This is a genomic window from Flavobacterium hydrocarbonoxydans, from assembly GCF_009789235.1.
GTDB lineage: Bacteria > Bacteroidota > Bacteroidia > Flavobacteriales > Flavobacteriaceae > Flavobacterium > Flavobacterium hydrocarbonoxydans.
On the sequence record NZ_WSTB01000002.1, the window covers coordinates 644,191 to 663,814 of the forward strand.

The window sequence follows — 19,624 nt, forward strand, 5'->3', positions numbered from 1 at the left end:
CTTTAGCTAATAGCTTTTTTTAGTTTTTTGAAAAAGATTTCTTCTCTATTGGCAATGCTCAGAAGTTCATCGGCAATAGTATTATAGGCGTCTTCTTTGGCGCTGCGGTTTTTGTAAATACGGGAAGCTTCTACAGCAAAATCTCGCCAGGAATCTCCAATTTGCGTCATTTCTTTCGAAAGATTTTTCAATTCTTCATTATTCAGAATAACCGAAGCTTCCTGTAAAAATGCTGCATATATAAAACGGAAACCTCCGCCGCCAGTTCCAATTTCTTCCTGCATACGTACCATTTGCGCCAGGTAATGATTTGCTTTTTTGGTACCATGTTTCACAGGCCATTTCCTGATTTGTCTGGATACAAATTTTATTCCGCGAACACCAATAATAGGCATTGGCGCGAGCATATCGCGACACGTATTTTTGATTCCTTTGATAATAGCGCTTTTCAAATCTACGGTTGTAGGAATGTTGATGGGGTAATACATTTGTCCTCTTGGAGCAAAGGCACCCTTGGCAAAACGTACTTTATCTAATTCGTCGTGTGTAAGCGTTGTTACGTTTTCCATCACCGGGTCACTTATCAAATAATCCGTTTCGGTTTTACCGTAAACCACTAAATTGTGTGCATTGAAATGAAAGCGATATTCATCCGGAAAATAACTCAAATGATAAACACCAACTTGTAAACCAGTCGGAATATTATTTTTTAAATTTTCGTCCAAAGCTTTATTTGCATTGGAAACTGAAGAAAATTTTTGTCTTTTTATTTTTAGATGTAAACGACTCGCGACTTTATTAAAAATTTGACCCGGTAAAGTTCTGTAACTAATTGCCGGAGCATAATTGACTTTTATAAAAGGCAAATACACGAAAAAAAGACCGGAACCAATACCAAAAACCATCGGTTCACTCAAGTTGAGTCCGCTGTTTTTTAACAAATTCGAAGCTACTCCATTTTCGCAATGAGCAGATTGATGGTGGGTGAAAGTCGTTTGCATTAGATTGTTTTGCTGTTTTTTAATTCGGCTATCGAAATCCCGAAAGCATCGGCATATTTTTGTAACGTTTTATCGTTTAGTTTGGCAAAAACGGCTGGTTTAAAGTGTCTTTTTACACGCCATTTCCAAAGACCAACATAACTGGAAAGAATGGTAAGATCCATTTTATTAACTTCCATAAAATAACAAATTGGACTTACCTCACCATTTTCAACTTGTTGTCTGGCTTCGGCAATTCGTTCGTTTATTTCCTCAATAGAATTCGAAAGTGCAATGGTTTTTGGCTCCCAGCCTGTACTTAAAGCCGTGGTATAATTGCCGTTTTCATCAGTGGCGTAAACCAGTTCTTTTAGATTATTCTGAGTTAAATTGCCTTTGTCCTGTGGTACTTTTTCTTTTTCCATGACGTATTTTATTTTCTGTTGAAATTATTTTACCGTCGAAATTGTTTTTTGAATGAATAAATTAATTTCGCATTCTAAAAGCATTTTTTCGTCCAGTAAACTTTGGCAGCTCATTGTACACAACGTATAATCGTCGCCTACAAATTTTGAAACCAGTGTTGCTTTTGTCGAAATCGTATCGCCCACTTTTGGGAGCAAATGTATTTTTACATTTTTTAAAGCACTGATAAAACCAATCACTTTTGCGTTTTCATCTACCGTTCCGTCAGCACCAACAAAATATTTCTGACCCACAATAGAAGAGCAGGTTTGTGCCGTATTTTCGATTAATCCCGCTTCTGTAAAAACAGTATCTGCAACAAAAATATTGTCTTCTTTTATCAAAAAAGAAGTTTCTACAAAATTGGCATCCAAACTCAAAATCAAATCCACCATGAGCATTGGTGCCCGGTGTGGCAAATAATTTTGGATGTCAATAGTCTGAATCATACGCTGTATTATTTAGCCAAAACCGTTTTCATTTGTCCGTTTGCAATTTCTTCATTGTTTAAAGTCGTTACAATATTCACTAAAGTGATTCCGGCAAATTCCTGTATAATAGTTACCGTTGACTGAATTGTATCTTTGATTTGGGGTAATTTTTTAATTTCAATTTCCTTGATAGAACCAATGTAACCCGTTGGAGCCGGTTCGTTTCTTAAAAAAAACTGATAGCCGGTATGTAAGGCTACCGATTGCGCCATGTGTTCGATTAAACCAGCTTCCAGGAAATGATTGTTTTCAAAAAAAAGATTATCGTTTTCAATGGTTAAACCGGAAACCAATGAAGTTTCGGTAAACGAATACATTTTATCCACCATCACAAAAGGAAATTTTTGCGGTAGTAAATGGCCCACGGCTTCTTTTTCTAAAAGTAGTACAGTTTCCATTAATAAACCGTTAAATAAGCATACGCAAATGAAAACCTTCCGCTTTCCGGAACTGATAATAAAATGCGATCTCCTTTTTTCAAATTGCCTGAATTCATTAATTCTTCAAGGGCTAAATAAATAGAGGCAGAACCCACATTTCCTACTCTTGAAAGATTCATAAACCATTTTTCGTCAGCGATTCCGATTCCTTTTTCGTTTAGTCCTTTTTTTAATCCTTCGACAAAAAAGTTAGACGAAACGTGCGGGATAAAATAATCAATCTGATCGGCTGTAATTTTATTTTTTGCCATAGCATCATTCATGCTTTCTACTCCCTTGGCCAAAATAAATTCGTCCAGTAATTTTACATCTTGTTTGATAGCAAAAACCGATTCGTTTAACCATTCTTCAGGGGCATAATCGCTCCATGATTTTATCTGGCCATTTTCTAATTTATCACCTCCAGCATACATACAGGTTTCTAATTCGAAAGCGTATGAAAAGGCTTCCATCCATTCAATTTTTAAAGAAATAGGGCCTCTTGGTTTGTTTTCTAATAAAAAAGCACCTGCACCATCAGACAACATCCAACGTAAAAAATCTTTTTTGAAGGCAATAATAGGCTGTTCTTCAAGGTTTTTTAGATTGTTGGCTTCATGATTGTACATTTGGGCGTTTAGCCAGGACGAAACTTTCTCAGATCCGGTGCAAATAGCATTTTTCGAGTTTCCTGATTTTATCGAAAGAAAACCATATTTTAAGGAATTCATTCCCGCACAGCAAACCCCAGTTGAAGAATTAAGTTCAACCGATTTGTTTTTAAGCAAACCATGAACCATCGCAGCATGAGAAGGCAGGAAAATATCAGGTGTTGAGGTGCCACAGGAAAGTACTTCCAGATCTTGTGAGGTGAAATTCTCATCAAATAATTGTATGATAGCATTGTGCGTTAACTCGGCATTATTATGCGTCGTTTTTCCGTTTTTGTCAACGGCATAATAACGGCTCACAATTTTATTGTTACGTAAAATAATACGTCTTGCTTTAGAAGCAGCGTCATTGATAAGGCCTAAATAGCTTTCCATTTCATCATTCGAAATGGGTTCATTGGGCAAATATTTTGCGGCTTTTGTAATATATACTTCAAACATAATCTACTTTCGTCATCTAAACTCCTTGATAATATTGAGTTTCTTTTTTTATAGTTTTTAACTTAAAAGGATAGGTAATAAGGTGCAAGATATACACTATTGGTGAGATTAACCATATCGCAAGGAATAAATAAACATTAAATACTTTAAGAAGCTGTTTTCTGTTTTTTTGATTTTTATAAATCAAATTAGACCATTTATTAAAAATTTTGTTAGCAGTTTTATCAACAGTTACCAAATAAGGACTAATGCGAACGCCACCAAGAGCTACTAATTCAGGTTGTAATCCGGTAAAATTATTTTGATTGAAATGATTCAGAATGACTTCGCCAAATTTATCAGATTCCTGAATGTCTTTCTCAGAAACTCCAGGTAAAGGAAAGATGCCGAGGTATTTTTTCTTCACTCCCGAAAACATCCATTCTACGATTGTAATGACACTTATTAAGTTACCCACACGATCCACGAGCGCGACATTTCCAACCAATTGTGCGTTGGCTTCCTGTAGCAATTTTTTAATTTTTTCCTGAGCCATAATCCACATATTGCGGGATCCGCTAATGGTTACAACCGGTGTTCCGTTGAGTATTTTTTTGCCTTCATCACTTTTCAAAAACGAGTTAATCGGAATGGAAGGCGATAAATACCAAACCTGATAATGAAAAAGAATCAGATCGAATTGGGTGTTTAAAACAGCTTCCGGAATGGGTTTTAAAGCAGTTGGAATCTGTAAAAAAGATTCCGGAAAAGCATCAAAAAAAGAAGCCTTATCCCAAGGAAAAGGAAATGGCTTTTCTAATGCTATTTGATGAAAAACTACATTTATTTCTGAGCTATTCAGGAATGGTTTTGCAATGTTTTGTGCAATCGATTCCAGCTGTCCAGATTGGGTATAATAAATTACGAGAACATTTTTCATTAGATTTGATGGCTTTGATGATGAACAAAAATAGGTATTTTTTTTCAAACGAATTTTCTGATTTTGTCTGATCGTTTGGTATGCACCCACTCTGGCCATGATGACTGATCTTCGGCATCGTAAATCCGTATTTTCTGGTCGGGATCTTCGATTACTAAATCATCAGAAGTACATTTCAAGATTGAAGCTGCTGCTGCCAATCCGGAATAAGTGGCTCCCGTAACACCGTGCGAAAGTGTGCAGGCTCCACAAAGATGCAGGTTTTCTATTTCGGTTTTATTTTTAAACGAAAAAGGACCAACCTGATTTAAAGTTTTTTCCGTTCCATACACATTTCCTCTGGTCGAATTGATGTAAAACTGATTTGTTTTTGGCGTTCCCAATTCAGCCTGAATAATATGTTTTTTGGCATTTGGAATCACTTTTTCGACATTATTCATTAATTTTTCAATGACTTTTTCCTTAAAAAGAACATAAGCTTCATCATGATAATCATTTTCATTGGCACAACTGGGCACATGATCGTAATTAACGTAGGTTACAATTTCAAAATTATGATGGCGACCGTTAAAACTTGGCGGATCTTTAAGTGTGGTACAACTCATGAACAGGGCCGGAAATGATTCTCCATCGGTAATGGTGTCGCTCATTAAATCATCAAAGTTAGCATCGTTATTTTCGTCTTTCATCATCCAAATGTTTCCAGAATCTATTCCGTAAAGGGTCACATCCATATCCAGAGTCAGAAATAAAATAAGAGAGGTAACCGAATATTTTGTTTTTTGAAGCTTTTTAAGGAGCGAATTACTCAAATGCTCCTTACCAATTAAATTGAGGTAGGTAATCGAAGGATCTGCATTTGAGATGATATTTTTAGCAAAAATCTGAGTTCCATCTTGTAGCTGTACACCAATAGCTTTTTTGTTTTCGATAAGTATTTTTTCGACATTTTGTTTCACCCGAACTTCGCCACCGTGCTTTTTGATACCATTGGTCATGGCTTTTACGATGCCACCGCCACCACCCATGGGATAAAACCCGCCTTCAAAATAATGTCCCATTACCGAACAATGTACCGGAAAGCAGGCTCTCTTTGGCGAAAGCCCATGATCACCACACTGGATGTTTAAAACAGCTTTCAGCATAGGATCCTTAACATGCCAGCCAATGACCTTTTTTAACGGAAATAAAGCAAATTTACCAAAGTGTTTGGTTCTGAAAGGCACTGTGATTTTTTGCCAGAGACCTTTAAGTTTAGGCATTAATTGCAATTCTTCGTTTACCTTTTGCACTAGCGAAAGATAGTCCTGTATGTTTTTTTCTTCTTTGGGGAAATGAGTTGAAAGTGTATTTTTTAGATTTTCGAAACCTGCCGGCAAATCAAAAGCCTGATCGCCAATTAGGCAGTGTTCATAAGCGTTTTTATTCATCCGGAAGAACACCATATCATTGGCAATTCCGAGACCACGATAAAGTTCGTTTGTAGATTGACCGTTATCTAAAAGTCCAACATAATGCACACCTGGGCTAAAGCGATGTCCATTTAGCGTGAAGCTATGACTCCATCCTCCGGGAACATAATGCTGTTCAAGAACTACCACTTTTTGCCCTGCTCTCGCCAGGCAAATTGCAGTCGCTAAACCGCCAACCCCGGAACCTATGATAATCGAATCAAATTCTTCCATACTTTGTTTTTGTGTTTACTAAAGTAGGAAAAGAAAATTGACTTTCTTTTTTTAGTTATGATTCTTTATCATTATTCCAAAAATCAAAATAATTGAACCATTGAAGCGGATACTTTTGAAGAATATTTTCGACACTTTCAACATAGGCTTTGAGCAGGCCTTTTTCGTCACGGTGTTTTACCTCAGCTTCTCTGGCATATAAGTGGTAATGCAGTTTTGGTTCTTTCATTACATAAACAAAAACCACAGGGACTTTTAATCTTGATGCGATTAAAAAAGGACCCGCTGGGAAATGAGCTTCTTCGCCAAGAATTTTTTCTGTTAAGGATTTAGTGCCTTCAAAATAACGGTCACCGGTAAAACAAACCAATTCGTTACGGGCTAATGCAGCGTTAATTTCAAAAATATGTGATAAATCATCTTTGATAATAATAAATTTCACACTTGGTTTTTTGGCAACGCTTTCCAGATAATTTTTAATGGCTGAATGTTCTAAATCTGTAGTAACCAGATTGATCTGAAAATCAATATCGATGTCGCCTAAAAAATGTTCTGCAATTTCAAAATTTCCAACGTGGGCGCTAATCAATACACCGCCTTTTTTCTCGGCCAACAATTTTTTCAGCACTTCAATTCCGTCAAATTCATACGTAAATTTATTCCGCATTCCTGCAGAAATGGCGACTTTATCAATAATAGTCTGTCCAAAAGTATAATAACTTCTGAACACCATTTTTTTAGATTTGAAATAGGAGTATCCTAACCGTTCTTTAAAATAATAGAAGATAGCACGGTTGCTTTTTTTGAGAAAAAGAAAGTAATAAGAAGCTACAAAACAGAGCAAAAAATAGGCGGATGTAACACCCGCCTTTTGTATTAGAAAAACGAATATTCTATAGCCTAAAACTGTCCCTTTTGATTTGCCATCCCATTGACTCATTAAGCAGTTTTAGCTTTTAGTTTCGTTTCGATAAGGTCATAGAAATTCTGAAAAGTTGCAATACCAACAAAGTCAGCCTCAACAAGTTTTACACCAAAATTAGATTCAATAGAAACTACTAAATCTACATAATCCAGACTATCAAGTCCAAGAGTGTCTTTTAAATTAGCATCTGGTTCAATGTCGTCATTATCCACTTCAAATTCATCAACCAAAAAACCATTAATTTTTTTTATAATCTCTTCTTTATTCATCACTCAATTTAAACTTTTTTACGACCAACGCAGAGTTGGTTCCTCCAAACCCGAAGGAATTGGACAAAAATATATCAAATTTTTTGTTTAACGTAGTTTTAACCAAATTTAATTTTGCCGCATCTTCGTCTGGATTCTCTAAATTGATGTTAGGTGCAATAAAATCGTGCTGCATCATAAGGATAGAGTAGATTACCTCGCTCGCACCAGCCATCCAGCATTCATGACCTGTCATTGATTTTGTAGAACTTACATGTGGATTTTTCTCACCAAAAACTTCAAAGATCGCTTTGGCTTCGTTTTCGTCTCCTACAGGAGTAGAGGTAGCATGCGCATTAATATATTCGATATCGGCAGCTTTTAGCTGGGCATCATCTAGTGCTCTTTGCATCGCTGTGGCTGGTCCTTCGACATTTGGAGTCGAAATATGTCCTCCGTTTGATGAAAATCCGTAACCGGCAACCTCAGCCAGAATGGTAGCACCTCTGGCAATAGCTGATTCGTAACTTTCTAAAATTAAGGTAGCGCCACCGCCACTCGGAATTAATCCGTCACGTCCTGAATCAAAAGGTCTTGAGGCTTTGGTTGGTTCGTTTTCTCTTGGCGAAAAAACACCCAGACCATCAAAACTGCTCATGGCATATTTGTTAATTTCCTGTGCACCACCACATATAATAATGTCCTGAAAACCGCTTTTGATTAAAAAATAAGCCAGACCAATAGAATGCGATCCACTGGCACAGGCAGCACTTATGGTAAGATTGATACCACGAAGTTTAAAGATTGTCGAAAGATTCATCGTTACCGTTGAATTCATCGATTTAAAAATAGCACCTGAACCAATAAGAGCGGTGTCTTTTTTGTCACGAATGATATCGGTAGCTTCGATAATAGCTTTAGAAACACTATCGTTACCGTACATAATACCTACTTCGCGATTATCAAAAAAAGCATCGTCTATTTGGGCATTTTTTAAGGCTTCAATGGTTGCCATGTAGGCGTATTCGGTTTCTTCACCAATGCTCATGCGTTGTCTTCGGGTTAGCAGACTCTTTAGATCTGGTTTTGGAACCATACCGGTTAAGGCAGATTGAAAACCAAATTCTTTTCTTTCGGCATCAAACTGAATTCCTGATTTTCCGTTGTATAACGAATCCTTAACTTCGTCTAAAGAAGTTCCGATGCAGGAATAAATTCCCATTCCAGTAATTACAACTCTCCTATTCATCTTCTTTTGTAGTAATTTTTTAAGAATATATTCCTCCGTTTATATTGATAATTTCGCCCGTAATGTAACTTGCTTTTTTTGAAATCAAAAAGCTTACCAAATCTGCTACTTCTTCGGCTTCGCCAAAACGATTGGCCGGAATTAGTTTCAATAATTCTTTTTCGTCCAGCTGACTTGTCATATCGGTTCTGATAAAACCGGGTGCAACCGCATTTACGGTAATATTACGTTTGGCAACTTCCTGCGCCAAAGCTTTTGTAGCGGCTACAACAGCACCTTTTGCGGCTGAATAATTAGTCTGACCAGCAGTTCCTTTTACCCCTGAAACCGAAACCATATTGACAATTCTGCCATATTTATTGCGTAACATTTTCTGGATAAAAAACTGTGTAACATTAAAAAAACCATTCAAACTGGTATTAACAACACCGTTCCAGTCTTCGGGTGTCATCCACATAAAAAGACCGTCTTTTGTAATCCCGGCGTTGTTTACAATAGCTTCGACAATGGCTTCCGGATTAGCTTCCTGCCATTGGGTTAAAATATTTTTGACTTGTTCAAAATTTGAAACATCAAAACCTAAAATTTCTCCGGTAGCACCTAATCGGGTTACTTCCTGAAGGGTTTCTTCGGCGGCTGTTTTATTCGAATGGTAATTGATCAAGATATGATAATCAGATTCTACGGCTAATTTTTTACAAATAGCGCTTCCAATTCCTCTTGAACCACCCGTTACTAATACACATTTCATCTGTAGCAGCTATTTTAATACGCAATTATCTGTCTTACGACTTTTTAAATTATGCGTGTTTATTTTTGTTTTTATATTTTTTGAAAAGGTTCAGCGTTTTGAAACCATTCGCCCAGCACACTTCCGTCAGGTTTCAGGAAACCCCATTTTCCACTTAGTTTTACTCTTGCAAGTCCGTCAATAAATCCTTTTTGCTGGTTGCTGAACATCCCAAAAAGGGCTACTGAAATGTCATATCTTTCAGCAATGACCATTTTGCCGGTTTGATCAATAAATCCCCAACTGTCGGTTTTTACCGGAGCTAATCCTTCTTCGCTAAAAACTTCAGCATCACTATAAGAAGGAGCAATTACAAAGGCACCTATAGTATTAATATAACCCCATTTTCCATTAATAGTGGCAGGAGCCAGGTCTTTCGAGAATGCTTTTACTTTTTCAAAACGTGGTCTTATAATCCATTTTCCTTCAAAATCTACAAACCCTATTTTGCCATCTTTTTTTGCAGGAACAAAATCTTGTGGACCAAAATTAAATAATTCATCAGCATCCGGAATTTCAATAAACTTTCCGTCATGAATTATGCCATACACTTTTCCTTTTTTTGCCCAGGTTGTATTTCGAGCAAAAGTGCCAACCTCATCGTAAATAGATTCAACAACTTCTTTTCCGGAGGTGTCTATAATTCCCCATTTGCCATTTTTTGCACATCTTGCATATTGACCTTCAAACGATCTTATGACATCGTATGTAGGATTAAGCACTACTTCAAATTTGTTGTTTATAAGTCCCACTTTATCGGATTGTCTGAAAAAAGCAACGCCATTTTCAAAATCAAATAATTTGTCAGAAGAAGGAGCTCCGCTTAGAATTTCACCTTTTTTGTTAATGTATTTCCAGGCCATTTTTATTTGAACAATGCAAATACCGCTATCAAAATATTTAGCATTGTCAAAAGTGGGAGCAATTACCCATTCACCTTTGGTATCAATAAAACCCCATTTTCCTTTTTCTTCAGCCGCCGCTAGACCATCAGAGAAATTTTTTGCTGCACTAAATTTTGGCGCAATGGCAAAGCTTCCCTCTTTTGTTATGTAACCAAATTTTCCATCTTTTCTAACCAATGCCAATTCTTGTGAATAGGCAAACTGTAATGCTAATACTAATAGGAGTACAATTTTTTTCATTTATTGTAATATTAACTGTTTATTAAATAATCTTTTACCTGCTGTACAAACGGATACATAACCTGATCTTCTTTGAATTCAGGAATAATCTGGCGTACATCATTATACCATTTTTTGGTAACCGATGAAATTTTATTTTTTTGATCTAAATAATCAATCGCCTGAACAATCGTAATCATTTCGATGCTGAGTACTTCAAAAGCATTCTCAATAACTTTCGAGGTAATTACTGCAGCATTGGTTCCCATACTCACAATGTCCTGATTGTCATTGTTGTTTGGGATGCTGTGAACGTACATCGGGTTAGACAACATCTGGCTTTCGGCTGTAGTTGAGGTTGCTGTAAACTGAACGCCCTGCATTCCGAAATTGAATCCTAAAGTTCCCAAGTTAACAAACGGAGGAAGGATTTCGTTGATTTTTGAATTCAGTAAATAATTCAGTTGACGTTCTGCGAGCATGGTCAGTTTGGTAATTACAATTTTCAGTTTATCCATTTCAAGTGAAATGTAATCACCGTGAAAATTACCTCCGTGATACACATGTTTGTTTTTCACGTCTATAATCGGGTTGTCATTTGCGGAGTTAAATTCATCTTCTAAAATAGAAGCCACATTGTTGATGGTTTCTAACACTGGTCCCAAAATTTGAGGCACACAACGAAGTGAATAATATTCCTGAACTTTTTCCTTAAAAATTTCTTCGGTATTGTCACCAGAGTACAAATGATCTTCTCTCTTGCGGATTAATGTACTGTCAGCAAGATTTTGGCGCATTTTTGCAGCTACTTCCTGTTGTCCTTTATGACGTTTGGTTTGGTTTAGTTCTTCAGAAAAATGATCGTCATAAGCCTGAACCAATTCGTTTATGGCACAAGAACATTTTAAAGACCAGTCTAGCAATTTATTGGCATGATGCACATTTACCACCCCAATTCCGGTCATGACCGAGGTTCCGTTGATTAAGGCAAGACCTTCTCTGATTTCTACCTGAATTGGTTTTAAACCCTCAATCTCAAAAACTTCCTGAGTGGGTCTGCGGTCACCTTTATAAAATACTTCGCCTTCGCCAATTAAAACTAAAGCCAAATGCGATAATTGCACCAAATCGCCACTTGCTCCAACACCACCATGTTCGAAGATTAAAGGTGTAATATCTTTGTTGATAAGCTCCGCCATAAGGTGAATTACAGAAGGATGTACACCAGAATTTCCTAACGAAAGGGTATTTAGTCGCGCTAAGATTGCCGCTTTGGCACAAACCGGACTTAGCGGTTTACCGGTTCCGGAAGAGTGACTTCTGATTAAATTATATTGTAATTGAATTTGGTCTGATTCTTTGATACGGTACTGAGCCATTGGACCAAAACCCGTATTAACACCATATATTACTTTGTTTCCTGAAAATTCTTTCAGAAAATTAAAGCTTTCATTTACCCGGTCTAAAACAACATCACTGATGACAACCTTATTGTTTCCAAAAATAATAGACTCGAATTCTGCTAAACTTAAATATTCATTAATTGTATTCATTAAATCGGTTTTGATTGTGCTAATTTAATTTTATTTATTAAAATAAATGTGGTTATTTTGATGATGGCAAATGTAATGCAATAATTAATAACAATTTGTATATGTTAAAGGAGTTTGTAGATGTTTTAATCATAGGTGCGGGACCGTCAGGATGTGTCTCTGCGTCCTATCTTCACATGAATAATGTTAAGATAAAAGTGGTCGAAAAAACAAAGTTCCCGAGATTAGTGGTGGGCGAAAGCTTAATTCCGCGTGTGATGGATCATTTTGCTGAAGCACAGTTGTTTGAAAGTCTGGATGCCATGAACTTCGAAAAAAAGTTAGGCGCCCGTTTTATAAGAGGAGAAGAAATTTGTGTTTTTGATTTCAGTCAGAAATTTGGTGAAGGCTGGGACTGGACCTGGCAGGTACCAAGAGCTGATTTTGACAATACGATGGCTCAGGAAATTATTAGAAAAGGAATAGATTTAGAATTCGAATCGGAAGTGCTGGAAGTATCTTTTGAAGGAAAAAATTCAAAGACAATTGTAAAAGATAAAGACGGAAATCTAAAAGAAATTCACGCAAAATTTATTATCGATTCCAGTGGTTACGGACGTGTTTTACCAAGACTTTTAGACTTGGATACGCCCTCGCAATTAGACCCGCATTCGTCTATTTTTACGCATGTAAAAGATATAAACAGACCGGAAGGTGTTGAGGGAACCATGATTTCGTTTGATATTCTGGAAACTGAAGTCTGGTTATGGGTGATTCCGTTTTCTAACGGAAATACCAGTTTAGGAGTAGTAGGTCCAACACATTTTATTAATTCGCTTTCAGAAAATAAAGATAATGCCGAGGCTTTGAAAAACGCTATTCAGCTATCAGACTATTATATCAAAAGATTTCAGGGAACCGAGTTTTTATTCGAACCTGTAAAACTGGAAAATTATTCCAGAGCCGTAAAAAGAATGTACGGAGATGGTTTTGCCTTGACCGGAAACAGTTCTGAATTTCTGGATCCTGTTTTTTCATCCGGAGTTGCTTTTGCTACAGAATCCGGAATGCTGGCAGCCAAATTATACCTGAAAGAATCACAAGGAATTACAGTAGATTGGGAAACCGAATTTACAGGATATATGAAACGCGGGATTGCGGTTTTTACCACTTACGTGAAAGAATGGTACACAGGAAATCTGCAGACTTTATTTTTTCATCGACCAGAGAATCCGGATGTAAAAGAAAAAATCTGTGCTGTTTTGGCAGGTTACGTTTGGAACGAAGAAAATCCTTTTGTGAAGAAACACGATAATGTGATTAAAAATATGGCTTATCTGTTAGAAATGGAAAAAAAAGCGTCAGAGAATAAAAAAGGGGAATCATAATTTGTGATTCCCCTTTTTTTGTCAGTGTAATGAAATTTTATTTATAAGCTTTCTTTAAAAGTAATTTTGCAAGTGATTTTGCTGTTTTAGCATATCCTTCTCCAAGTCTGGACTCATTGCTGTAGTTGTTACCCCATTGATCACCAGGAGCTTCTGAACTTGAAATTTCTAATAAAACATTTGACTTATTAGCAGTTTCTACAAACTTTAAATTGGTTGTAACTTTTGCCGGTTGTTTCATGATTCCTGCATCCCAACCCGGATAAAGCCAAACGGTTTGTACAATCAAAGTGTAAGGTGTGCTTAAGCCTTCCTGAAAGCTAACATCCTTTTTTTCTTTAGTTAAAACAATATTCACTAATTCCAGAAACTTAGGATTCCAGATTGACTCTTTAGCCGAGTCCCATTTCTTTTTCCAGATGTTCCCGTTTCCTTTTGATTTTTCGTTTAATTCAGCAGCTCTCTCTTCAATATATTGGGCTTCTGACTTTTTTTCTTTCATCATAGTAAAATTACTATAATCAAATTCAACGTTGATTTCTTTTTGATCTTTTAAAAAGTCAAAATTTCCTTTTACAACTTCAATGTCCTGTGCAAATACGGCACCGGAAATAAATAATAATGCAACTGCTAGTTTTTTCATAAAAAAGGTTAATGATTAGGCCTCAAATATATAGAAAACTAACAGGAATATTTATTATAAAGAAAAAACTTAATAACAGAAATTCTACAAAAAAATGTTTTCTATTTTTAAAGATTATAAAAACGTAAAGCATTCTCTCCCCAGAATTTTTTTTGTTCTTCTGCTGAGAAAGTACTGAAATAATGTGTAGCCACAGCATGTACTTCAGAATAAGATCCGGCCACTAAACAGACCGGCCAGTCGCTGCCAAACATTAATCTTTCTATACCAAAAGCATCTATTACCACTTCCAGAGCATATTTAAAATCATTAATTTTCCAATTGTTCCAATGTGCTTCGGTAACTAATCCGGAGACTTTGCAAAATATATTCGGATTTTGTGCTACACTACGTATCATTTTTTCCCAGAGCTCAAAATCAGGTTGTTTAAAATCAGGTTTCGCCAAATGATCGATTACAAAACGCTGTTCGGGAAATTGGTTTATAAATTCCATTACAAAAGGCCATTGGTTCGGATTAACGATAATATCATAGGTAAAATTAAATGTTGCTAATTTTTGAATTCCGTTGCAAAAATCTTTTCGTAACATAAAATCAATATCTGCTTCAGCCGGAAAAATATGGCGGAAACCTTTTAATTTTTCAAAAGAAGAAAAATAGTCCAGACGTTCTTCAATATCCGGTTTTTTAAAATCAACCCAGCCTACAACACCTTTTATAAAGTCATATTCATTTGCTAATTGCAATAAAAAATGAGTTTCATTTTCGCTTTGATCAGCCTGAACCGCAATACAGCCCTCGATATTGTTTTCTTGTAAAAGTGGTTTCAGATCCTGAGGCAAAAAGTCTTTTTGAATAACGCTCATTTCCGGCGTAATCCAGTACTCTTTTATGGGGTCGTATTTCCAGAAATGCTGATGGCTGTCGATTCTCATTTTCAGGATTATTTTAATTCAAATATCTTATCCATTACAATCCATTTTTCGTTAGGAGCTGCCCACGGCAAAGCCTGCTGAAATTTCCACATCAAAGTTTCCCATTCCTGAACTTTGGTATTATGACTATCTGCTGCTGATTTTTTTTCAAACGAAAAATCAGCAGCAGCTTCTATAATCATAAACAAGCGGTTACCGGTACAATAAATATCCAGGACTTCAATTCCGGAATCTTTAATGCTTTTGATAATCTCAGGCCATACTTTTTCGTGCTGTAATTTATACGCAGCGATTAAGGCTGGATCGTCTTTTAAATCTAAAGCTAAACAGAATTTTTGTGTGGCCATTTTTATGTAAATTATGGTTTTATTGATAAGCTACAGCTACTTGTTTACTTGTGCCTAAGCCTTCAATTCCTAACTCGATAACATCTCCTGCTTTAATGTAAATTGGATCTGGTTTGATGCCTAAACCTACTCCAGGAGGGGTTCCGGTGCTAATGACATCGCCGGGTAAAAGTGTCATGAACTGACTTAAATAATGTATTAGAAACGGAATCTTGAAAATCAGGTTAGATGTATTACTGTTTTGGAATTTCTTTCCATTAACAGTAAGCCACATTCCTAAATTATTGACATCCTTAACCTCATCAGGAGTTGCTAAAACAGGTCCGAGTGGAGCAAAAGTATCAGATCCTTTTCCTTTTGTCCATTGTCCGCCGCGCTCTAACTGAAAAGCTCTTTCGCTGTAATCATTCAATAAACAATAACCTGCAATGTAGTTGTGCGCCTCTTCTTCGGTAACGTAACTGGCTTTTTTGCTTACTACAAATGCAAGCTCTACTTCCCAGTCTGTTTTCTCACTATTTTTCGGAATGATCAGATTGTCATTAGGCCCGCATAAAGAAGTAGTCGATTTAAAAAAGACAATTGGTTCTGCCGGAATCGGTGCGTTGGTTTCTTCGCAATGATCCACATAATTTAATCCAATGCAAATTATTTTTGAAGGTCTCGCCACAGGAGATCCTAACCTGATTGTATCCTCAACCTCAGGAAAAGAAGTGCTGTTTTGTAAAGCTTCTTTTAGTTTTGTAAGACCGTCGTTTTCAAAAAAAGCTTCGTTGTAATCAGTAACAATAGACGATACATCATAGCGTTTATTGTCTATTAAAACACCTGGTTTTTCTTTGCCAGATTCTCCAAATCGTATTAATTTCATGTTATTAGTATTTAAATTTTATTCGATAATATAAATTGTAGCATTTTTTGCGCCATGCGCACCAATTACTAAAGATTGTTCAATGTCTGCTGTTTTGGAAGGGCCAGCAATGAAAGCGCCAAAACCTTCTGTTGAAATATCAATTTTATTGTAGGCCTGGTGCATAGTCGCTACAATATCTTTTTGATTTATAATTAAAACCAGATGCTCGCAAATAAAGGGCAGTAATCTGTTTTTCATCTGGCTTTCGGATACCCAGACTGCTCCGTTTTCGGCTACGCCTAAAGTGGCTCGTATGTAAACAGTGTCTAATTTTTCAAGAGCAGCTGCTGTGAGTTTGTTCAGGTTATCAGGAACATCACCTAATTCAGATACCGTATTGATGATGTATTTTGAAGCGGACTTATTATTTTGTATTTCCGATTGTATGAATTGTATGGTAGGGACCAAAACAACTTTTCCGCCAATACTTTCTACAATTGTTTTAAACTGAAGAAATGGATTTTCAAAAGTAATGACTTGCTCGTGATGTATAACAGGCATCGCAACCTGATCAGGCTGATGTGCTGCAATTGCATTTAATATTTTATTTCTTGAAGACATCTTTGTTCGTCTGTAAAATTATTTTTGATGATCAATATACCAATCTCTGAATGATTTTTTCGGTGCTTCAGGCATTTCCCGTTGTTTAAACCAAAGATTGTGTTTGCTTTTTAAAAGATTGGGAAAGTTTCGCATCATCCATCGGCCAATGATCCCGACGAATCGATATAAAGCCGGATTCGAAAACATATAACTCATTCCTTTCATGGCTGTTTTTTTATCTGAGCTTACGTATCCTTCCTTTACAATTTCCTGTCTCCATTTCCAGAGTTGCTCATGAATGTCAATTTTTACCGGACAAACATTCGAACAGCTTCCGCATAAGGTTGACGCAAAAGGTAAATCAGCATTGGTTTTCATATCTAAATTCGGATTCAGAATAGAACCAATGGGGCCCGCAGTGGTAGTGTGGTAACTGTGACCTCCGCTGCGGCGATACACCGGACAGGTATTAAAACAGGCAGCACATCGAATACATTTTAAAGAATTTTTAAAATCTGCTCGGCCTAATTGCCTGCTACGGCCATTATCTACAATTACCAGATGCATTTCCTGGTCAGGCCTTGGCTTATGAAAATGACTGGAATAGGTTGTAATGGCCTGACCTGTTGCGCTTCTTGCCAATATTCGTAAAAATACGGAAAGATGTTCAGCCTTTGGGATAATTTTTTCGAAACCCATACACGCAATATGTACTTTAGCGGTATGCGCTCCCATGTCAGCATTACCTTCATTGGTGCAAACTACAAATCCGCCTGTTTCGGCTATCGCAAAATTAACTCCTGTAATAGCCAAATCGGCTTCAATAAATTTGCTGCGTAAATGCTGTCGGGCAGCTTCGGTTAAGTATTGTGGATCGTTATTGCCTTTTTCGGTATTCAAATGTTCGTGAAAAGTATCGCTTACATCTTGTTTTTTTAAGTGAATGGCAGGCAGTACAATATGACTGGGAGGTTCTTTCCTGAACTGAACAATGCGTTCACCCAAATCGGTATCGACAACTTCAAGACCTTTTTCCTGTAAATAATCATTTAAATGACATTCTTCAGTAAGCATACTTTTGCTTTTTACTATTTTCTGAATGTTATTTTTTTTAATGATGCTATGTACAATTTCATTATGTTCCTGTGCATCTGCTGCCCAATGTACTTTTATACCATTGGCTTTTGCCTTTTCTTCAAATTCAGTCAAATACGCATTCAGATTGGATAAAGTGTGATTTTTAATCTGAGACGCCCATTCTCTTAATTGTTCCCACTCGGGCAAACCGTGTGTGGCTTTATCTCTTTTTTCGCGTACAAACCACAAAGTCTCGTCGTGCCAGTTGGTTCTTGGCTCGTCGGCAATGAATTTCTCGGATAATGCAGCGTGTTTTGAATTCATTTGTTAAAAACTACTGTTTAATATTTCGGCAATATGAATGGTTTTGATGGGGCTTCCTTTTCGGTTTAAAATTCCTTCCAGATGCATCAGACAGCTTGAATCACCTGCTGTGATATAATCAATATCATTAGCCTCGTGTTCCGTTATTCTGTCTTTCCCCATCTTTACGCTTACGGCTTCTTCGAAGACACAAAAGGTGCCTCCAAAACCGCAGCATTCATCTTTTCGTTTGGGATAACTCAATTCGATACCGCCCACCATTTTTAAAAGCTGTTCCGGTTTAGAAAAAGAAGGCGTGTTTTTTTCAGTCATCGAAGCCAGGTTTAAACCTCTTTGTCCGTGACAGCTGTTGTGAATGCCGACTTTAAAAGGAAAACGGGCATCTAAGGTGTCTACTTTTATGATATCGGTTAAAAATTCCGTGAGTTCAAAAAGGCTATTTTTAATCTGATGGGCCTTTTCAGGGTTTTTATCGTCCTGAAGATGCTCCTTTAAATGCAAAACACAACTTCCCGAAGGCGCAACAATATAATCAAAACCTGAGAAATTAGCTATAAAGTTTTTATTGCATCCATTCGTTAAACCTGAAAAACCGCTATTGGCCATAGGCTGTCCACAACAGGTTTGTCCTAACGGAAAGACAACGTCGCAGCCTAATTTTTCGAGCAATTCGAGCGTAGCAATACCCACTTTGGGATACAACTGATCGATATAACACGGGATGAATAAAGCAACCGTCATTTTTTAATTGTTTAATTTAATGAAACCCCCGTCTATAGGATAGTCAGAACCGGTGATAAAGGATGATTCATCGCTACACAGAAATAAAGCCAGCGTAGCAACCTCATCGGGTTTACCCATTCGTCCTATGGGTTGTGATTGTGATAATTTTTCGAATATTTCTTCTTCTTTACCCGGATAATTTTTGGCTATAAATCCATCAACAAAAGGAGTGTGTACTCTTGCTGGCGAAATCGAATTACATCGGATATTTTCTTTTAGATAATCTTTGGCAACAGACAACGTCATCGCCATTACAGCTCCTTTGGCAGTAGAATAAGCAAAACGATCCGGAATTCCAACCCAGCATGCAATCGAAGCCAGATTTAGAATAACACCTCCTCCGGAGCTTTTTAATCCGGCAATAGAAGCGTGCAGACAATTGTAAACACCTTTTACATTGACATTCATGATGCGGTCAAAATCGGTTTCTGAAGTGGTATTTACTTTTCCAACGTGTGCAATTCCGGCATTATTTACCAGAATATGAATATTGCCCATTTTCTCGAAAGTAGTTTTTACTTCCTGATGATTCGAAACATCACAGGCGTGTGCAAAAACAGTTCCTCCGTTGGTTTTTATTTCTTCTACAGTTTCTTTCGCGCTTTCGGCTGTAAGTTCGAGAATGTGAACTTCGGCTCCCTGTTTGGCAAATAAAACCGAAATGGCTCTTCCGATTCCGCTTCCTCCGCCTGTTATGACTGCTTTTTTATTTTGTAATGAAAACATCTGTTA

The 19,624-nt window shown here is 36.9% G+C and carries 22 protein-coding genes; 1 reads left to right on the top strand and 21 read right to left on the bottom strand.

Annotation, left to right across the window (positions count from 1 at the left end):
• Nucleotides 1-2: 2 nt before the first annotated feature.
• The 13 genes from GON26_RS05845 to GON26_RS05905 all read right to left on the bottom strand — a co-directional run bounded on the left by GON26_RS05845 (nt 3) and on the right by GON26_RS05905 (nt 11,960).
• The gene (locus GON26_RS05845; protein WP_160373791.1) at nt 3-1,001 is read right to left on the bottom strand and encodes a BtrH N-terminal domain-containing protein; all 999 of its coding nucleotides are present in this window, start codon (nt 999-1,001) and stop codon (nt 3-5) included.
• Entirely contained in the window at nt 1,001-1,405 is a 405-nt protein-coding gene (locus GON26_RS05850; RefSeq protein WP_160373792.1) for a hypothetical protein, read from the bottom strand. The genes GON26_RS05845 and GON26_RS05850 overlap by 1 nt, the downstream gene beginning before the upstream one ends.
• Before the next feature lie 24 nt (nt 1,406-1,429).
• Entirely contained in the window at nt 1,430-1,894 is a 465-nt protein-coding gene (locus GON26_RS05855) for an ABC transporter permease (RefSeq protein ID WP_160373793.1), read from the bottom strand.
• Between the two features lie 8 nt (nt 1,895-1,902).
• Entirely contained in the window at nt 1,903-2,334 is a 432-nt protein-coding gene (locus tag GON26_RS05860) for a hypothetical protein (protein WP_160373794.1), read from the bottom strand.
• Nucleotides 2,334-3,467 (bottom strand): beta-ketoacyl-ACP synthase III, encoded by a 1,134-nt coding sequence (locus GON26_RS05865; RefSeq protein WP_160373795.1) that lies wholly within the window; start codon nt 3,465-3,467, stop codon nt 2,334-2,336. Before GON26_RS05865 ends, GON26_RS05860 begins: the two co-directional genes overlap by 1 nt.
• A 16-nt stretch (nt 3,468-3,483) precedes the next feature.
• On the bottom strand, nt 3,484-4,386 hold the full coding sequence (locus GON26_RS05870; protein ID WP_160373796.1) for an NADPH-dependent FMN reductase family protein: 903 nt from the start codon (nt 4,384-4,386) through the stop codon (nt 3,484-3,486).
• Between the two features lie 44 nt (nt 4,387-4,430).
• Nucleotides 4,431-6,071, bottom strand: coding sequence for a phytoene desaturase family protein (locus GON26_RS05875; protein ID WP_160373797.1), 1,641 nt, complete (start codon nt 6,069-6,071; stop codon nt 4,431-4,433).
• Between the two features lie 55 nt (nt 6,072-6,126).
• Nucleotides 6,127-7,011 carry an LpxL/LpxP family acyltransferase gene (locus tag GON26_RS05880; RefSeq protein ID WP_160373798.1) on the bottom strand — a complete coding sequence of 295 codons (885 nt, stop codon included), beginning with the start codon at nt 7,009-7,011 and terminating at the stop codon, nt 6,127-6,129.
• Entirely contained in the window at nt 7,011-7,265 is a 255-nt protein-coding gene (locus tag GON26_RS05885; RefSeq protein ID WP_160373799.1) for an acyl carrier protein, read from the bottom strand. The genes GON26_RS05880 and GON26_RS05885 overlap by 1 nt, the downstream gene beginning before the upstream one ends.
• Nucleotides 7,258-8,493 (bottom strand): beta-ketoacyl-[acyl-carrier-protein] synthase family protein, encoded by a 1,236-nt coding sequence (locus GON26_RS05890; RefSeq protein ID WP_160373800.1) that lies wholly within the window; start codon nt 8,491-8,493, stop codon nt 7,258-7,260. The genes GON26_RS05885 and GON26_RS05890 overlap by 8 nt, the downstream gene beginning before the upstream one ends.
• A 19-nt stretch (nt 8,494-8,512) precedes the next feature.
• On the bottom strand, nt 8,513-9,244 hold the full coding sequence (fabG, locus tag GON26_RS05895) for a 3-oxoacyl-ACP reductase FabG (protein ID WP_160373801.1): 732 nt from the start codon (nt 9,242-9,244) through the stop codon (nt 8,513-8,515).
• A 71-nt stretch (nt 9,245-9,315) separates the two neighbouring features.
• Entirely contained in the window at nt 9,316-10,428 is a 1,113-nt protein-coding gene (locus GON26_RS05900) for a WG repeat-containing protein (RefSeq protein ID WP_160373802.1), read from the bottom strand.
• A gap of 11 nt (nt 10,429-10,439) precedes the next feature.
• Nucleotides 10,440-11,960, bottom strand: coding sequence for an HAL/PAL/TAL family ammonia-lyase (locus GON26_RS05905; RefSeq protein WP_160373803.1), 1,521 nt, complete (start codon nt 11,958-11,960; stop codon nt 10,440-10,442).
• 101 nt (nt 11,961-12,061) lie between these two features.
• Here GON26_RS05905 and GON26_RS05910 point away from each other — a divergent pair, with 101 nt between their 5' ends.
• Nucleotides 12,062-13,327 carry an NAD(P)/FAD-dependent oxidoreductase gene (locus tag GON26_RS05910; protein WP_160373804.1) on the top strand — a complete coding sequence of 422 codons (1,266 nt, stop codon included), beginning with the start codon at nt 12,062-12,064 and terminating at the stop codon, nt 13,325-13,327.
• Nucleotides 13,328-13,364: 37 nt separating this feature from the next.
• On the opposite strand, the gene GON26_RS05915 is transcribed toward GON26_RS05910, so the two are convergent.
• The 8 genes from GON26_RS05915 to GON26_RS05950 all read right to left on the bottom strand — a co-directional run bounded on the left by GON26_RS05915 (nt 13,365) and on the right by GON26_RS05950 (nt 19,618).
• Nucleotides 13,365-13,970, bottom strand: coding sequence for a hypothetical protein (locus tag GON26_RS05915; RefSeq protein ID WP_160373805.1), 606 nt, complete (start codon nt 13,968-13,970; stop codon nt 13,365-13,367).
• A 107-nt stretch (nt 13,971-14,077) separates the two neighbouring features.
• A complete protein-coding gene (locus GON26_RS05920) occupies nt 14,078-14,905 on the bottom strand; it encodes an amidohydrolase family protein (protein WP_160373806.1) in 828 nt (275 codons plus the stop codon).
• A gap of 8 nt (nt 14,906-14,913) precedes the next feature.
• Nucleotides 14,914-15,252, bottom strand: a complete 339-nt coding sequence (locus GON26_RS05925; protein WP_160373807.1) for an L-rhamnose mutarotase — start codon at nt 15,250-15,252, stop codon at nt 14,914-14,916.
• Between the two features lie 19 nt (nt 15,253-15,271).
• Nucleotides 15,272-16,123: a fumarylacetoacetate hydrolase family protein gene (locus GON26_RS05930; RefSeq protein ID WP_160373808.1), complete on the bottom strand. Its 852-nt coding sequence runs from the start codon at nt 16,121-16,123 to the stop codon at nt 15,272-15,274.
• A gap of 18 nt (nt 16,124-16,141) precedes the next feature.
• The gene (locus tag GON26_RS05935; protein ID WP_160373809.1) at nt 16,142-16,726 is read right to left on the bottom strand and encodes a LutC/YkgG family protein; all 585 of its coding nucleotides are present in this window, start codon (nt 16,724-16,726) and stop codon (nt 16,142-16,144) included.
• 18 nt (nt 16,727-16,744) lie between these two features.
• Nucleotides 16,745-18,109 (bottom strand): LutB/LldF family L-lactate oxidation iron-sulfur protein, encoded by a 1,365-nt coding sequence (locus GON26_RS05940; RefSeq protein WP_160373810.1) that lies wholly within the window; start codon nt 18,107-18,109, stop codon nt 16,745-16,747.
• A gap of 3 nt (nt 18,110-18,112) precedes the next feature.
• Nucleotides 18,113-18,850 carry a (Fe-S)-binding protein gene (locus GON26_RS05945; protein WP_160373811.1) on the bottom strand — a complete coding sequence of 246 codons (738 nt, stop codon included), beginning with the start codon at nt 18,848-18,850 and terminating at the stop codon, nt 18,113-18,115.
• Nucleotides 18,851-18,853: 3 nt separating this feature from the next.
• The gene (locus tag GON26_RS05950; protein WP_160373812.1) at nt 18,854-19,618 is read right to left on the bottom strand and encodes an SDR family NAD(P)-dependent oxidoreductase; all 765 of its coding nucleotides are present in this window, start codon (nt 19,616-19,618) and stop codon (nt 18,854-18,856) included.
• Nucleotides 19,619-19,624 lie beyond the last annotated feature (6 nt).

Coding starts and splice junctions, on each gene's coding strand:
- GON26_RS05845 (WP_160373791.1), bottom strand. CDS start 1,001: ATGCAAACGACTTTCACCCACCATCAATCTGCTCATTGCGAAAATGGA.
- GON26_RS05850 (WP_160373792.1), bottom strand. CDS start 1,405: ATGGAAAAAGAAAAAGTACCACAGGACAAAGGCAATTTAACTCAGAAT.
- GON26_RS05855 (WP_160373793.1), bottom strand. CDS start 1,894: ATGATTCAGACTATTGACATCCAAAATTATTTGCCACACCGGGCACCA.
- GON26_RS05860 (WP_160373794.1), bottom strand. CDS start 2,334: ATGGAAACTGTACTACTTTTAGAAAAAGAAGCCGTGGGCCATTTACTA.
- GON26_RS05865 (WP_160373795.1), bottom strand. CDS start 3,467: ATGTTTGAAGTATATATTACAAAAGCCGCAAAATATTTGCCCAATGAA.
- GON26_RS05870 (WP_160373796.1), bottom strand. CDS start 4,386: ATGAAAAATGTTCTCGTAATTTATTATACCCAATCTGGACAGCTGGAA.
- GON26_RS05875 (WP_160373797.1), bottom strand. CDS start 6,071: ATGGAAGAATTTGATTCGATTATCATAGGTTCCGGGGTTGGCGGTTTA.
- GON26_RS05880 (WP_160373798.1), bottom strand. CDS start 7,011: ATGAGTCAATGGGATGGCAAATCAAAAGGGACAGTTTTAGGCTATAGA.
- GON26_RS05885 (WP_160373799.1), bottom strand. CDS start 7,265: ATGAATAAAGAAGAGATTATAAAAAAAATTAATGGTTTTTTGGTTGAT.
- GON26_RS05890 (WP_160373800.1), bottom strand. CDS start 8,493: ATGAATAGGAGAGTTGTAATTACTGGAATGGGAATTTATTCCTGCATC.
- fabG (WP_160373801.1), bottom strand. CDS start 9,244: ATGAAATGTGTATTAGTAACGGGTGGTTCAAGAGGAATTGGAAGCGCT.
- GON26_RS05900 (WP_160373802.1), bottom strand. CDS start 10,428: ATGAAAAAAATTGTACTCCTATTAGTATTAGCATTACAGTTTGCCTAT.
- GON26_RS05905 (WP_160373803.1), bottom strand. CDS start 11,960: ATGAATACAATTAATGAATATTTAAGTTTAGCAGAATTCGAGTCTATT.
- GON26_RS05910 (WP_160373804.1), top strand. CDS start 12,062: ATGTTAAAGGAGTTTGTAGATGTTTTAATCATAGGTGCGGGACCGTCA.
- GON26_RS05915 (WP_160373805.1), bottom strand. CDS start 13,970: ATGAAAAAACTAGCAGTTGCATTATTATTTATTTCCGGTGCCGTATTT.
- GON26_RS05920 (WP_160373806.1), bottom strand. CDS start 14,905: ATGAGAATCGACAGCCATCAGCATTTCTGGAAATACGACCCCATAAAA.
- GON26_RS05925 (WP_160373807.1), bottom strand. CDS start 15,252: ATGGCCACACAAAAATTCTGTTTAGCTTTAGATTTAAAAGACGATCCA.
- GON26_RS05930 (WP_160373808.1), bottom strand. CDS start 16,123: ATGAAATTAATACGATTTGGAGAATCTGGCAAAGAAAAACCAGGTGTT.
- GON26_RS05935 (WP_160373809.1), bottom strand. CDS start 16,726: ATGTCTTCAAGAAATAAAATATTAAATGCAATTGCAGCACATCAGCCT.
- GON26_RS05940 (WP_160373810.1), bottom strand. CDS start 18,109: ATGAATTCAAAACACGCTGCATTATCCGAGAAATTCATTGCCGACGAG.
- GON26_RS05945 (WP_160373811.1), bottom strand. CDS start 18,850: ATGACGGTTGCTTTATTCATCCCGTGTTATATCGATCAGTTGTATCCC.
- GON26_RS05950 (WP_160373812.1), bottom strand. CDS start 19,618: ATGTTTTCATTACAAAATAAAAAAGCAGTCATAACAGGCGGAGGAAGC.